The following is a 13,716-nucleotide window of genomic DNA, read 5'->3' as shown; positions in this document are numbered from 1 at the left end:
AACAAGGTCATTTTTTAGACGGCAGAACTACGCGACAAATCGAATAATTGGTCTAAGGCGTTGAATCATTTTGCTCAAACCGTGGTAGTCTAGCCGCAATTGATTTAAGAGGACTTTCTGTCAGTGCCATCGTCTCGAAGTGTCATTATCGCCGGTGCGACCGGCTTGGTAGGTGACGAGTTATTACATCAATTACTGGGGGACCCCGATGTCTCCCATATCCACGTTGTAACGCGACGTCCCGTTGCTGTGGTGTCTGAAAAAATCATTGTCCATCAAAGTCCTGACCTTTCAGTTACTCACTGGCAACCTCAGTGGCCAGTGCCACTTCAAGGGTATATTTCTTTAGGTACAACCAAGAAGCAGGCAGGCTCGAAAGCGGCACTAGAAGAGGTGGATTACCACCTTGTGGTCAAAGTAGCGCGTATGATGGCAGTGGTCGGTGTGAAACATCTGGCTGTAGTTTCCAGTTTGTTGGCTCACCCTTGGTCACCATCCCATTACCTGCGCTGCAAAGGTAAAATGGAGCGTGCACTTTCAGAGATGGGGTATGAACGCCTTTTAGTGGCACGTCCCGGCCCGTTAGTTGGCGAGCGTGAAGAGCCAAGAAAGGATGAGCAATTCCTGCAGCGAATCATGCCGCTGCTGAACCCATTTCTTGCTGGCCCTCTGGCAGATTTTGAGCCTGTAGAAGCGGTGCGTGTTGCACGAGCCATGATATCAGCGCTGTCCGAACAGAACTGGCCTGGACGTATCGATTACCGTATTTTGCCGGGCCGGGTGTTGAATCAGTACTAGATTTCGGAACAGAGAATCCAAAGAGAAAAGGCAGACCGAAGTCTGCCTTAATGTTTTTTGAAATCGATTTTTGCCTAAGCAAAGCTCTCAACAGGAGTCTGACGCTCGACATTGTTAAGCGTATTGATGATTTCACCCAGAATTTGTTGTTTGTCTTTAAGCTGGCGAATGCGCACAAACAGCTCTTTCGCCTCTGGGTACTCCGCCTGCAGATAACGGAACCATTGTTTTACGCGGTTCGGGTAGTACATCCCCTTATCACCACGGATTTCAAATTCTGAATAGCGCACTAAAAGGTTCAAAACTTGATGCCAAGACATCGGTGCGGTACCGGTTTTAACATGAGCCGCGAGGTTTGGCATATTCAGCGCACCACGGCAAACCATTAAGGTTTCACAACCCGACACTTCCGCACATTTTAGCGCGTCATCTCGACACCAAATATCACCATTGGCAATCACTGGAATCGACAAGTTCTTTGCCAAATCGCCAATCAAATCCCAGCGAATAGTCCCCGCCTTGTAAGCATCTGCCTTGCTGCGGCCATGAACAACAATTTCATTCGCGCCGCCAGATTGCACCGCATCCGCGATTTCGCGATAGGCTGAAACATCGTCAAAACCCAGACGCACTTTGGCACTCACGACTTGATCGGAAGGCACAGCATCACGCACTGCTTTCACCACCTGATACATCAGCTCAGGCTCTTTCAGAAGAGCCGCGCCACCTTTGTTGCCGTTGACCGTCTTGGATGGGCATCCAAAGTTAATATCAACACCAGATGAACCAAGTTCCGCCACCAGTGCGGCGTTTTCACCCATGTATTGCGGAGACTGACCTAACAGTTGCACGCGCACGGGGGTGCCGGAAGACGTTTTACCGCCGTTTTCCAGCTCAGGACTTAGCTTGTAGTAGACGCGGGGAGGCAGTTTCGCGTCAACGACACGGACAAATTCGGTCACGCAGAGATCGTAAGGATTAATCTCTGTCAGCATTTGACGCATCAGAGGGTCAAGCACACCCTCCATTGGTCCAAGGGTCAACTTCACAGGAGTTAACCTCGACGGCTAGGATGATTGATGATGTGGTCTTCCCAGTCAATCACGTCGATTTCATAGACCACTTTCTCGCGTACTGATTCGTTCGCGGCATGCATGGCGTCTTTTGACCCGGTAATGAGTGGGTGCCAGGCTGGAAGTGGTTTATCTTCTGCCAGCAAACGGTAAGCACAGGTATCCGGCAGCCAATAGAACTCTTCAATCTTCTCGCGGGAAAGCTTCAGGCAGTCTTCATCATAGCTAAAGCGGTTCGGGTAGTCTTTACACGAACAAGTTTTATCATCCAGCAGGCTGCAAGCGATGTTGGTGTAGTACAACTCCTCTGTGTCTTCATCGATCAGTTTATGAAGACAGCACTTACCGCAACCGTCGCACAGCGATTCCCACTCTGCGTCAGTCATTTCAGTCAGTGTTTTTTGTTCCCAGAAAGGCGTTGTCATACTTACCCGTTCCTGCCAGTCAATCTTGATAAAGGCGCTCGTTATACCACCCAGAGCAGAAACTGCAAGCGCAAGCCGAAATCCTTGCGTTCAGCGACTGTCAATCAAGGGCTTATGGGCGATTACCATCAACACTTTGCGTTTACCCAGAGTGAGTGATACTGTGCGCGCCCACGATTGGATTATAACCAAATAACCTGTTCATTAAGGCTGAGAGATGACTGATACCGCTGTAAGCTGTCGTTTAGGCTGTGGTGCTTGCTGCATCGCGCCGAGCATTTCTTCGCCTATTCCAGGTATGCCAAACGGCAAACCTGCCGGAGTTCGCTGTATCCAACTGAATGAAGAGAATCTTTGTAAGATTTTCGGCCAGCCTGAGCGCCCTGCCGTGTGTGGGCAATTCAAAGCTGACCGGGATATTTGTGGAAGCACCAATCAATATGCGATTGACGTGCTCACAGAGTTGGAATCGTTAACTTAACCTCGCTCGGCGATCTCTTCAGCAGTCAGATCACGCACCACTTTGGCCGGGTTACCGACAGCAATCGTGTTGTCTGGAATATCTTTTGTCACCACACTGCCCGCGCCAATGACGCAGTTCTTGCCAATCGTTACCCCTGGCAACACAATCACACCGCCACCTAGCCAAGCATTGTCACCGATAGTGATGGGCAAACCGTACTCAACCAAATCATAAACACGGCGCTGAACATCCAAAGGATGTGTTGCTGTTAATAACTGTACGTTATTTGCCATCATCACACGATTACCGATAGTGACAGGGGCGACATCTAAAATAGTACAGTTGAAGTTCATGAAGACGTTCTCACCGAAGGTCACATGAATACCATAATCGCAGAAAAATGGCGGCTCGATATACACAGACTCAGGCGCATTCGGTAACAAATCGCGCTTGGCGGTTTTCCATTCATCACTTTCCGGCACACTTTGGTTAAAGCGACGCATCGCTTCGCGACAACGCATTTTGTCTGCCACCAGCTCTTCATCACTCGCGCGATAAAGCTCACCACTTAGCATTTTTTGCTTCTCGGTTTTCATTTATTATCCTTTGTACCGACACTGTTATACACCCCGAACAGTAACTTATAGATAGGGCACAATGCTGAGATCTCGGTTCTTTTTCTTACTATTGGCAACATTGTTAGTCGGGTGTATTACGCCTCACCAACCTAGCCTTTTCAGCCAAAATGAAGCGGTGTGCGAAAGCCGCCTCTCTGCTTATTACAAGAAAGTAGAGCATGAACGTGATTTCAAACTGCCTTACCATCAGGATGGCCGCTTTCCCCATCTGGCTTTTAACCGTTTCAGTACTTCCTTTGTCAATGAGCTAAGTGATGCGCCTGCGAAGGGGCAGTGGCTCGCTTACGTCGCACAGAAAGGAAAAGTCCAGTTGGAGACGGCATTGACACTCGTTCCCACCAGCGCCGCAGAGAATAATCTGATGATGCAGTGTCAGAAGCAACTGGTGGAGGAGAGCATTGAAAATCCGAAATTCTGGAGTGAGCTAGAGAAAAACCCTCCTGCCGTTCCGACAGCTTACGAGCATTGGAAGCGCATATTGGGTGTTTATCCAGTCGCCAGTCTTGTCGCAGAAGGGCAGATTGAAGAGGAGCAGGAGCGCATAAAGACGGATTTTGGTAGAACGCTGACACAACCTTTCCGTTATGGTGAAGCCCCCTCACCTATGGCACAGCGTGAAGTTGCCAAATTGCTATCAGAAGCGAGCAAATACTCATCCTTAAATTGGCCTTTGCTGACTGACTCTGAGTCTGCAGCGCTACTGGATCGCTTTTCACCGTTCTTCTTGGTAGAGACCTTATCAGTGGACGATATTCCCGGTACGCTGGCTTTTGAAAGTCGGGTATTTATCGATACCCAAAAGCCTGTGCTCTATCGCGCAGTCACCTATACGCGTTTTCATGGGAAAGTGTTGCCACAACTCAACTATGCTCTGTGGTTTCCCGCAAGAACCGCCAAAAGTGCTTTAGACCCCTATGCTGGAGAGTTTGATGCGGTAAACATCCGTATTACGTTGGGGGAAGATGGCAAACCGCTCATTCTGGACTCCATTCACCAGTGTGGCTGTTATCACATGGTGTATGCATTGAGTCCAACACTTCGGTTTTTAGAGCGTAATGATGAAAAACCAATCCAAAACTATCTATTCCCCAACACGGACGAGGGCCGTTTTGAAATCAGCCTGACGGCCGAAGAGCACATGATAAACGCAGTTCATGTTATCGATAACATCGCGCCGGATATCGAGCTCCAAGCAGCGGCACTCGGTGAAACACTAGTACTCTCTGACAGTCAGGGAAACAATCACACGCCTTTTGATGAGTATGGCATTTTGAATGAAAGCCTACGGGGCGAACGCTGGTTCCTATGGCCTTTCGGTGTGCGTTCACCCGGAGCGATGCGACAGTATGGCCAGCATGCGATCGCCTTTATTGGAGAACGGCATTTTGATGATGCCTTCTTACTTCAAACCTTATTAGAGCAATAGACTCCGCGAACAAAAAAGCGAGCTCTTAAGCTCGCTTTTTCTCTTCACTTTTCAGTAATTAGTGAACGTGGCCGTGCTCGATTTCTTCGGCTGTTGCATCACGCACTTCACGGATAACGCCTTCAAATTGGAGTACGACACCCGCCAATGGGTGGTTACCGTCAATAGTCACTTCGTCGCCTTCAATGGCGATAATGGTCACCTGGATATTTCCCTGTGGACCCTGAGCGTTGAAAACCATGCCCACATCCAGTTGTTCAACACCTTGGAAAACGCCGCGCTCAACCACTTGAATCAAAGCTTCATTGCGCTGACCATATGCATCATCTGGTTGGATTTGAACAGAAAACTCTTCGCCCTCTGCACGACCTGCCAATGCTTTCTCCAGACCAGGAATAATATTTCCTGCACCGTGCAGATACGCTAAAGGATCTTTGCCTTCCGATGTATCAATCAGCTGTCCTTCTTCGTCTTTTACGGTGTAGTCGATTTTTACGACTTTGTTGTCTTCAATCATCTTGCCATCCTTTGTCGGCAGCGAATTTATGCTGATAACAGCGCACCCTTTGACTGTAACACAGTGTGCAATGCACTAAAAAAATCGGCCCAGTTGCAGCGTTTTGAATCCTAAAAACGTGAACTTAGGCCAATATCGTTGATTTCAGTCGCTGAGATTTAACGCCACAGCGCCTTGATGGGGTAATCACGGCCAAATCGATGCGCAATTTGTGCCTGAAGCAACTCGGCGGTCGCTATGGCATCAGTGAGCGCATTATGCCCTTGATAGAAAGGCAGGTTGTAACGTCGACGACTGTCAGCAAGACGGATAGACGTCAGCGGTTTTTTCAGCAAACATGACCAGAATTTCTGGGAAGGTTTGCGGTAATACCAGGATTCAATCTCCAGAGTATCTACCACCGGAAACAACAAGGTTTCACCAAGCCGGCTTTTGACTGCTGCTTCAATAAAGTCGCGTTCAATACGGCGGTAATGCACCACCACAATCTTCCCTTCCAGAGAAGCTAATACCTCTTCCAGAATGCGGCGTAAGTCCGGCGCATCACTCACGTCTGAGTGGGTAATGCCATGGAAAACCACAGAGTCATCTTCGAGCGGTTTTCTCGGTTTCACAATCCAATGTTTGGCTTCGCGGCAATGGATACGGTTAAGTGTAAACGGCACCAAACCGATGCTGACAATATCGTTTTTGCTGGGATCCAACCCTGTGGTTTCCAGATCCAGTGCGACGAACTCCACATCCGATACCGGGGTCTCTCCATTAACTACACCCGCCTCATAAAAACGCTTCAGCAGAGGTACCTTGGCTTTTTGCTTCAATCGCTCATTGAGTGTTGACCAGTCAGGACCCGCCTTGAAATCTTTTGCACCGTTTTTAGGTTCAAGAATTAACACAGCGTTCCCCTAATTACTGCGGTTAGGCTGGTAACGATACTTTAGGAACTTCTGCGCGTTACTCATGATCTGGAATGCATCCTTGAGGTTGCGGCGCTCAAATTCAGACAGGTTTTCCGGCTCAATATTGTTATCCGGCTCAATCTCCTGCTCGACATCAATGGCCTGATGGCGAATACGAACCATGGAAATGAATTCCATCGCATCGCGAATATCTTCACCACGCCCTTTTGGCAAAATGCCCGCTTCAATAATGTCATCCAGACGTTCAAATGAGTTCTGGGAGCGTGAGCCCACAGCCAACGCGTGAACACGGATCAGGTCTGCCAACGGCGCAGTACCACGACGTTTCAGATTCATTGAGTTCTTGTGGCGACCATCCTGCTCCATCACAAAGCTTTTAAAGAAGCCTAGTGGTGGCGTGCGGTTCAGAGCATTGCGGGCCATGCATGCAAGGAAGCGGTTGTTTCGTTTTGCACGGCGAGAGACGAAAGCCTTTAGCGTTTCCGCCCAGTTCGTCGCGCCGTAAACGCCATCCAGATCGAAGAAGATATTGCTGTTCAGTAATGACTGAGGGTTTGGCTGATCAATCCAGTCTGCGAACGTTTCTTCCCACTCGGCACGGGTCTTACGCCACTCCGGGTTGGTCGCCATGATGTTACCGGTACAATAGCTGTAACCACATTGCGCAAGGCCATCACTCACGAACTTTGCCAAGTTTACGAAGTATTCTTCATGTTCCGCAGGGTCGTATTTGTCATCCAGAATCAGCGCGTTGTCCTGATCGGTGACAATCAGTTGTTCGTCGCGCGCCATAGAACCTAGCGCAAGGAAACAATAACCCACAGGTGGTGGGCCGTACTCTTCTTCATACAGTTCAAGAAGGCGCTGCTTGAAACTCCTGCCTATCACCGCCATCGCAGAACCAATCATATGCGAGTTGGCGTCCTCTGAAACCATGCGGGAGAAACAGGCTGGCACATCTTTGGACAAAGCCGCCAGATCGTCGACTGTTTGCTGACGGAAGATACTATTTACGATAACCAGGCTGCTTTGGGATTCGTAACGCACGATATCCGACAACGCGACCACACCCACTGGCTTCTGGTTCTTCATGATGGGTAAGTGATGCAGGTTGTTACGAAGCATGGTGAGCATGGCTTCGAACACATAGGCATTGTGATCAAGCGTAATAATTTGCGGAGTCAGAATCTCGGTGATCGGCGTGTCATAGGCCAGGCCCGGCGCAACTACGCGGGAACGCAAATCGCGGTCGGTAATAATGCCCGCAATGCGCTCCTGATCAACACCTTCATCGTCCTCTTCTACGGTCATCACCAGCAGTGAAGAAACACCTTCATCGGTCATGATTTGCGCAGCATGACGCACGGAAGATTCACAATCGACAGTGACTGGGTCGCGCAGAATCAAGTTGGTCACTTTGGAGGTGGTGAGGTCATTGCTCTCACGATGGCTCTCCACTGCCTGACGTAAACGGGTCCCGTCTTCCACTTCCATAAAATCAGAGAAAGCTTCGAAACGTTCACTGAGATCATCAAAAACCGTATCGGGAATGAAATAGACCAGACTATCTTCTATCGCCTTGGCCGGAAAACGAACGCGGCGATTCATCATCAAACCCCATTGCCCAAAGGTTCCTCCTTCAGACAAACGGTTGAATAGCTCCCCTTTACGGCGATAAATTTCAACCACACCACTTCTGACAATACACAGGTCCTGAATCGGCTGGCCGTATTCGTAAATCTGGGTATCTGCACGGAAATAGGAGATTTCTACCTGCTTGGCAACTTCGTCCACTTCCTCTTCAGGCAGTTCATCAAACGGGGCATGTTGTTTGAGAAACGCTGCGATTTCTATTTGTTCCGCTTCCATTACTTCTCAATCTCTCAGTGAGCGTTCTTATTCGAATCACTCTAACTACAAACCAGACAAAACGGGGCAGACGTTGAGTGTCTGCCCCGTTTCAGTTAGCTATTGAATCACCTAGCTTCTCGGTTCAGACATCAAGCCTTTGATGACCGAGACACAGGCAACCAACAATACTATGGTGAACGGGAATCCGGTTGAGACCGCCATCGCCTGCAAGGCAACGAGACCGCCACCCAGCAGAAGCACAATGGCAACCAACCCTTCAAACGTACACCAGAAAACTCGCTGTGGTACAGGTGCATCTACCTTACCACCAGCAGCGATAGTATCGATAACCAGCGAACCGGAATCTGATGAGGTCACAAAGAAAACCACCACCAGAACGATACCGATAAATGATGTAATCGACGCCAATGGCAATGCATCCAGCATCGCGAACAGCTGCAGCGGAAGCGCTGCTTCGGTGACTGCGGTATAGCCATCGTTCACCAGTTGGCTAATAGCAGTTCCGCCGAATGCGGTCATCCAAAGCACACACGCCAGTGAAGGGATCAGCAGTACGCAGACGATAAATTCACGTACCGAGCGACCGCGTGAAACACGCGCAATAAACATACCGACGAATGGGGACCATGAAATCCACCATGCCCAGTAGAATGCCGTCCAACCTTGCGAGAAGTTAGCGTCTTCCCGCCCAAACGGATTCGCCAGCGCGGGTAGGTGTTCAACGTATGACGCGATATTGCCAAAGAAACCAGTGACAATCGCCAGCGTTGGGCCCATCACAATCACGAAAAGAAGCAGTGCGATTGCCAGCATCATGTTGATTTCAGACAAGCGCTTCACACCTGCATCCAGACCCGCCATGACAGACACCAACGCCAGTCCGGTAATAAAGATCACGAGCACAATTTCTGTGGTAGTGCCCAGTGGGACACCAAACAGGAAATTAAGACCTGCCGCAGCCTGAGACGCACCAAAGCCAAGTGAAGTTGCTAAACCAAACAGAGTGGCCACTACGGCTAGGATATCAATCACGTGACCAACCCAACCCCATACGCGCTCACCGAACAACGGATAGAACACAGAGCGCATGGTTAGAGGCAAGCCTTTGTTAAATGAGAATAGCGCCAAGCCTAATGCCAAAATCGCATAAATCGCCCAAGGATGGAGACCCCAGTGATAAATGGTGGCCGCCATCGCCAAATCTTTCGCGGCTGCCGCATCACCGGCTGCCGCTCCGAGCGGAGCCCAGTCAGTACGCACGCCATTTTCGACCGAAGTACCGCCAAATGCAGATGCATAGTGTGAAAGTGGCTCTGATACACCGTAGAACATCAGGCCAATGCCCATACCGGCGGCAAATAGCATGGAGAACCAACCAGCATAGGTGTAATCCGGTGTTGCTTCTGTACCACCCAACCGCACTTTACCCAGAGGGCTGACCACAAGCACCAAACAGACAATCACGAAAATATCGCCTGCTGACAGGAAGAACCAATCCAGATTTGACGTCAACCAGCTTCGAATCTCACCAAAAACTGGGGCGACATCTTTTTGGAAGGCAAGGGTAACGAAGACAAATAGAACGACCGCAAGGCCGGAGATCAGGAAAACACGGTTGTGAATATCCAGGCCCAACGGCCCGATCTTCATGGCAATGTTGTCCTGCCCAACCTGATAATCTGTGTCTATGGGGTTGACGTCACCATCCGGTTTCATCAACTCTTCATGACTTTTATCGCTCACAGTAAACTCCTTAATCCGTTTAGCGAGTTAAGCAGTCAATGGCGTTGAATATGCAGGGTGAAATAACAGAAAACGAGGCTTTCTATTATCAGGCATATTGAACGCTCACTAACTTAAGGTCTAATGACCTAAACACTCTAACATATCCTTAGTGTTCAATGCTTCAATAGTGAGAAATGAGTCGAATTAATTGCTGTAATTGCGCAATAATTAATCACAATATCGTGTTAATCGGGCAGACAGCCAACGCAAATAACCATTGAGCTCTAAACATCGGATTCGCGCACTAACCCTCTATTTCTATCCCTGCATAAGGTGGGGGAATTACGCAAATGCGCCGCGCTGGATCCAGTTTCGACCAATGTGTCAATTACGTTTTGTGTTTGGGATTTTGCATAAAAAAAGAAAAATCCGGGCGCAAACCCGGATTTATTTTTTAGCTTACTTGCGTGGCTCAGACATCAACCCCTTCACCAGGGAGAACGCACACATCAGCAGTACGATACAGAATGGCAAGCCAGTCGACACCACCATTGCTTGTAGTGCACCAAGGCCGCCACCCAGCAACAGCGAAATTGCCACCAAACCAACAAACGAACACCAGAAGATGCGTTGTGGAACGGGCGCATCTACCTTACCGCCAGCAGAAATGGTATCGATAACCAGTGAACCTGAGTCTGAAGAGGTGACAAAGAACACCACAACCAGAATGATACCCAGCAGAGAGGTAATGCTCGACAGAGGCAGGCCATCCAACATGTTGAACAGTTGAAGCGGCAGATCCGCATCGACCACCGCGCGGTAGCCATCCTGAAGCTGCTCAATCGCTGTGGTACCAAATGCCGTCATCCAAAGCACACATACTGAGGTTGGGATCAGCAGTACACAGATGATGAATTCACGAACGGTGCGACCACGCGAAACTCGTGCGATAAACATACCCACGAATGGTGACCAAGACATCCACCACGCCCAGTAGAACGCAGTCCAGCCTTGTGAATAGTTAGCATCTTCACGGCCAAATGGATTCGACAGTGCTGGCAGGTTCTCAAAGTACGCCACCATGTTGGTACCGAGGTTGGTGAAGATTGACAGGGTTGGACCCACCACAATCACAAACACCATCAGCAAGGTCGCCATCGCCATGTTGAACTCAGACAGGCGCTTCACACCGGAATCCAAACCCGCCACGACAGACATCAGTGCCAAACCCGTGATACCGATGATCAGGATAACCTGAGTGGTAATACCGCTTGGAATGTTGAACAGGAAATCCAGACCCGCAGCCGCCTGCGACGCACCAAAGCCCAGTGACGTAGCCAAACCAAATAAGGTTGCCACCACCGCAGTGATATCAATGATATGGCCCGGCCATCCCCAGATGCGTTCACCAAAGATGGGATAGAACACGGAGCGGATAGTCAGCGGAAGACCTTTGTTGAATGAGAACAACGCCAGAGACAAAGCCAGCAAAGCGTAGATTGCCCATGGGTGTAGGCCCCAGTGATAAATCGTCGCAGCCATGCCCAGGTCTTTTGCAGCGGTCATGTCACCTACTGCACCACCCAGTGGTGCCCAGTCGGTACGGACGCCGTTTACCTCAACCACACCGCCAAAAGAAGATGCATAGTGTGAAAGTGGTTCAGACACGCCGTAGAACATCAGACCGATACCCATACCCGCAGCAAACAGCATGGAGAACCAACCCACGTAGGTGTAGTCAGGCGTCGCTTCAGTACCACCCAGACGCACGCGTCCCAATGGGCTGAAAATAAGGATCAGACAGAGAATAACGAAAAGGTTACCTGCGCCAATGAAAAACCAGTCCATCTGGGCAGTGAGGGTGTTGCGCATTTCGTTGAACAGAGGTCCAACAGAGTTACGAAACAGCAGAGTGACTAACACGAACAGTGCAATCATACCGCCTGAAACCAAAAACACGCGGTTATGGATATCAAGACCCAGCGGACCGATTTTCAGGGCGATATTATCCTGACCTACTTGATAGTCAGTATCGATAGGCGTCACCGCACCATCCGGTGACATTAATTCATCGTGGCTTTTATCACTCACAACGACAACTCCATTTTACATTCACAACATCCAGGCCAAATTGCCTGAATAAACGCAAACTATCACCGTTTACGTGAGTGAGGTAAAACAAAAATAACTTGTCGTATCAGCATGTTTTTTCGATATTAACACCCAATGAAATACCCACAGGCACAATCATTCATCAAGCCAATTATTGAGATTTAAATATCAATATAAATTAACCAGTTATAGATTATCGAGAGCGTTTAAATAGTGTTCAGCTTGTTCAAGCACCAAATCCCTCTCTTGATCAGATTTGCTGTCCCACCCACGATAGACCATACCAGCACGCGGATTCACAGCAATTCGGGCACGATGCCGCTCCATAAAATGCCAATAAAGGCTATTCAGAGGACAGGCGCCCTCACCCACTTTTTCTTTCACTTTATAATGGCAGCTGGTGCAGTAGTCGCTCATCTTGTTGATGTAGTTTCCGCTCGCACTGTAAGGCTTGGTCGCAAATAGCCCGCCGTCAGCAAACAATGCCATTCCCCGGACATTTGGCAGTTCCACCCATTCAATCGCATCGACATAGATCCCCAGATACCAGGCATCAACTTCTTCCGGCGCAATGCCCGTGAGGAGCGTGAAGTTACCGGTAACCATCAAGCGTTGGATGTGATGCGCGTAGCCGTAATCGAGCGATTGCTGGATAGCCTGTTTCAGGCATTGCATCTTGGTCTCGCCCGTCCAAAAGAATTCCGGTAACTTCCGCGTGCCACCCAATGCGTTCATTGTTGAATAGTCCGGCATATTCACCCAGTAAAGCCCTCTGACAAATTCGCGCCAGCCTAAGATTTGTCTGACAAAGCCCTCTATCTGATTAATGCTAATCCCGGATTCGGGCTGGCGATAGGCACGAATAGCAGCGTGAATGACCTGCATGGGATGAAGCATTTTACTGTTTAGCGCAAAGGAAAGACGGGAGTGATAAAGACTCCAACGGTGTGGACTATCGGATGTCATGGCGTCCTGAAAGCTGCCAAATTTTGGCAACAGGTACTGACAGAAATAATCGAGCAGTTCCAGCGATTGTCTGCGTGTGACAGGCCAGAGAAGTTGCGAGCTAGCAACCCCAATGGTTTTCACACCATGGCGCTCCAAACGCTCGAGAATGTCTGAAACATCATTGGCAAAAACTAATGGCTCAGGGACGCATTCAAGTTCGGAGGTGCTCAGTTTAGCCCGGTTATCTTTGTCGTAATTCCACTTTCCCCCTTCCGGTTTGTCATCTTCCATCATCACGTCAAACTGCTTGCGCATTTTGCGGTAAAAAGACTCCATCAGGTGGTGTTTCCCCGTAGTGAAATGTTGGTTCAAGGCATCATCAGGTACCAGAAAATGCTCGCAACCTGCCGCACAGGCCTCAATATCTAAAGAATCACCAAATAGGCGAAGCTGTTCGCGCAAGCGGTACTCATCCGGAAGCTGATATTCAAAACGCGCGATACTGTGTTTATCGATTAGTGCTTTTAGCAGTGCGTCCAGCGAGTCAAAGGATTGGGTTTCGTCCAGCGTCATGTGCAGCACATGATGACCCGCTTTTTCCAATGCCTGAGCAAACCCTTCCATTGCAGCGAAAAAGGCACAGATCTTCTGAACATGATGGGGAACATAATCTGTTTCCTGACGAAGCTCTGCCATCAAGTACAACACGCCATCATCACGTTCGCTATACCAGGAATGGCTGGCATTGAGCTGGTCGCTGAGAATGAGTCTGAGGGTATGGATTTGAGTCATTGGTCTG

At 49.3% G+C, this 13,716-nt stretch carries 12 protein-coding genes; 3 read left to right on the top strand and 9 right to left on the bottom strand.

The genetic code is table 11. The features are described 5' to 3' along the window. Positions 1-123 precede the first annotated feature (123 nt). On the top strand, positions 124-798 hold the full coding sequence (locus GCE9029_RS01810) for a Rossmann-fold NAD(P)-binding domain-containing protein (protein ID WP_062660777.1): 675 nt from the start codon (positions 124-126) through the stop codon (positions 796-798). Between the two features lie 74 nt (positions 799-872). On the opposite strand, the gene dusC is transcribed toward GCE9029_RS01810, so the two are convergent. Together dusC and GCE9029_RS01800 are read right to left on the bottom strand one after the other, a co-directional pair. Beyond that, positions 873-1,847, bottom strand: a complete 975-nt coding sequence (dusC, locus tag GCE9029_RS01805) for a tRNA dihydrouridine(16) synthase DusC (protein ID WP_062660776.1) — start codon at positions 1,845-1,847, stop codon at positions 873-875. Between the two features lie 5 nt (positions 1,848-1,852). Then, a complete protein-coding gene (locus GCE9029_RS01800) occupies positions 1,853-2,296 on the bottom strand; it encodes a YcgN family cysteine cluster protein (RefSeq protein WP_062660775.1) in 444 nt (147 codons plus the stop codon). Between the two features lie 217 nt (positions 2,297-2,513). On the opposite strand from GCE9029_RS01800, the gene GCE9029_RS01795 reads away from it, so the two are divergent. Continuing rightward, positions 2,514-2,777: a YkgJ family cysteine cluster protein gene (locus tag GCE9029_RS01795; RefSeq protein WP_002541050.1), complete on the top strand. Its 264-nt coding sequence runs from the start codon at positions 2,514-2,516 to the stop codon at positions 2,775-2,777. Here GCE9029_RS01795 and GCE9029_RS01790 read toward each other — a convergent pair. After that, positions 2,774-3,355, bottom strand: a complete 582-nt coding sequence (locus tag GCE9029_RS01790; RefSeq protein ID WP_062660774.1) for a sugar O-acetyltransferase — start codon at positions 3,353-3,355, stop codon at positions 2,774-2,776. The two genes, GCE9029_RS01795 and GCE9029_RS01790, sit on opposite strands and share 4 nt — an antisense overlap. Positions 3,356-3,416: 61 nt before the next feature. Here GCE9029_RS01790 and GCE9029_RS01785 point away from each other — a divergent pair, with 61 nt between their 5' ends. Further along, the gene (locus tag GCE9029_RS01785; protein ID WP_063856837.1) at positions 3,417-4,823 is read left to right on the top strand and encodes a hypothetical protein; all 1,407 of its coding nucleotides are present in this window, start codon (positions 3,417-3,419) and stop codon (positions 4,821-4,823) included. Positions 4,824-4,881: 58 nt separating this feature from the next. On the opposite strand, the gene GCE9029_RS01780 is transcribed toward GCE9029_RS01785, so the two are convergent. The 6 genes from GCE9029_RS01780 to GCE9029_RS01755 all read right to left on the bottom strand — a co-directional run bounded on the left by GCE9029_RS01780 (position 4,882) and on the right by GCE9029_RS01755 (position 13,709). Beyond that, positions 4,882-5,340, bottom strand: coding sequence for an FKBP-type peptidyl-prolyl cis-trans isomerase (locus GCE9029_RS01780; protein ID WP_062660773.1), 459 nt, complete (start codon positions 5,338-5,340; stop codon positions 4,882-4,884). A gap of 158 nt (positions 5,341-5,498) precedes the next feature. Beyond that, on the bottom strand, positions 5,499-6,236 hold the full coding sequence (locus GCE9029_RS01775) for a 3'-5' exonuclease (protein WP_062660772.1): 738 nt from the start codon (positions 6,234-6,236) through the stop codon (positions 5,499-5,501). Between the two features lie 9 nt (positions 6,237-6,245). Then, on the bottom strand, positions 6,246-8,129 hold the full coding sequence (locus tag GCE9029_RS01770) for a DUF294 nucleotidyltransferase-like domain-containing protein (RefSeq protein ID WP_062660771.1): 1,884 nt from the start codon (positions 8,127-8,129) through the stop codon (positions 6,246-6,248). 111 nt (positions 8,130-8,240) lie between these two features. Beyond that, a complete protein-coding gene (locus GCE9029_RS01765) occupies positions 8,241-9,875 on the bottom strand; it encodes a BCCT family transporter (protein ID WP_062660770.1) in 1,635 nt (544 codons plus the stop codon). A 441-nt stretch (positions 9,876-10,316) separates the two neighbouring features. Continuing rightward, positions 10,317-11,948, bottom strand: a complete 1,632-nt coding sequence (locus GCE9029_RS01760; protein ID WP_062660769.1) for a BCCT family transporter — start codon at positions 11,946-11,948, stop codon at positions 10,317-10,319. Positions 11,949-12,155: 207 nt separating this feature from the next. Further along, positions 12,156-13,709, bottom strand: coding sequence for a cryptochrome/photolyase family protein (locus tag GCE9029_RS01755; protein ID WP_062660768.1), 1,554 nt, complete (start codon positions 13,707-13,709; stop codon positions 12,156-12,158). Positions 13,710-13,716 lie beyond the last annotated feature (7 nt).

It is taken from the genome of Grimontia celer, assembly GCF_900055185.1.
GTDB classification, from domain to species: Bacteria; Pseudomonadota; Gammaproteobacteria; order Enterobacterales; family Vibrionaceae; genus Enterovibrio; species Enterovibrio celer.
The sequence above is the reverse complement of the archived record's forward strand: the minus strand, read 5'-3'. Positions and strand labels throughout refer to the sequence as shown.

Excerpts from the sequence above, each read along its gene's own strand:
- GCE9029_RS01795 (WP_002541050.1), top strand. The coding sequence starts at position 2,514 with ATGACTGATACCGCTGTAAGCTGTCGTTTAGGCTGTGGTGCTTGCTGC.
- GCE9029_RS01800 (WP_062660775.1), bottom strand. The coding sequence starts at position 2,296 with ATGACAACGCCTTTCTGGGAACAAAAAACACTGACTGAAATGACTGAC.
- GCE9029_RS01785 (WP_063856837.1), top strand. The coding sequence starts at position 3,417 with ATGCTGAGATCTCGGTTCTTTTTCTTACTATTGGCAACATTGTTAGTC.
- GCE9029_RS01790 (WP_062660774.1), bottom strand. The coding sequence starts at position 3,355 with ATGAAAACCGAGAAGCAAAAAATGCTAAGTGGTGAGCTTTATCGCGCG.
- GCE9029_RS01780 (WP_062660773.1), bottom strand. The coding sequence starts at position 5,340 with ATGATTGAAGACAACAAAGTCGTAAAAATCGACTACACCGTAAAAGAC.
- GCE9029_RS01770 (WP_062660771.1), bottom strand. The coding sequence starts at position 8,129 with ATGGAAGCGGAACAAATAGAAATCGCAGCGTTTCTCAAACAACATGCC.
- GCE9029_RS01755 (WP_062660768.1), bottom strand. The coding sequence starts at position 13,709 with ATGACTCAAATCCATACCCTCAGACTCATTCTCAGCGACCAGCTCAAT.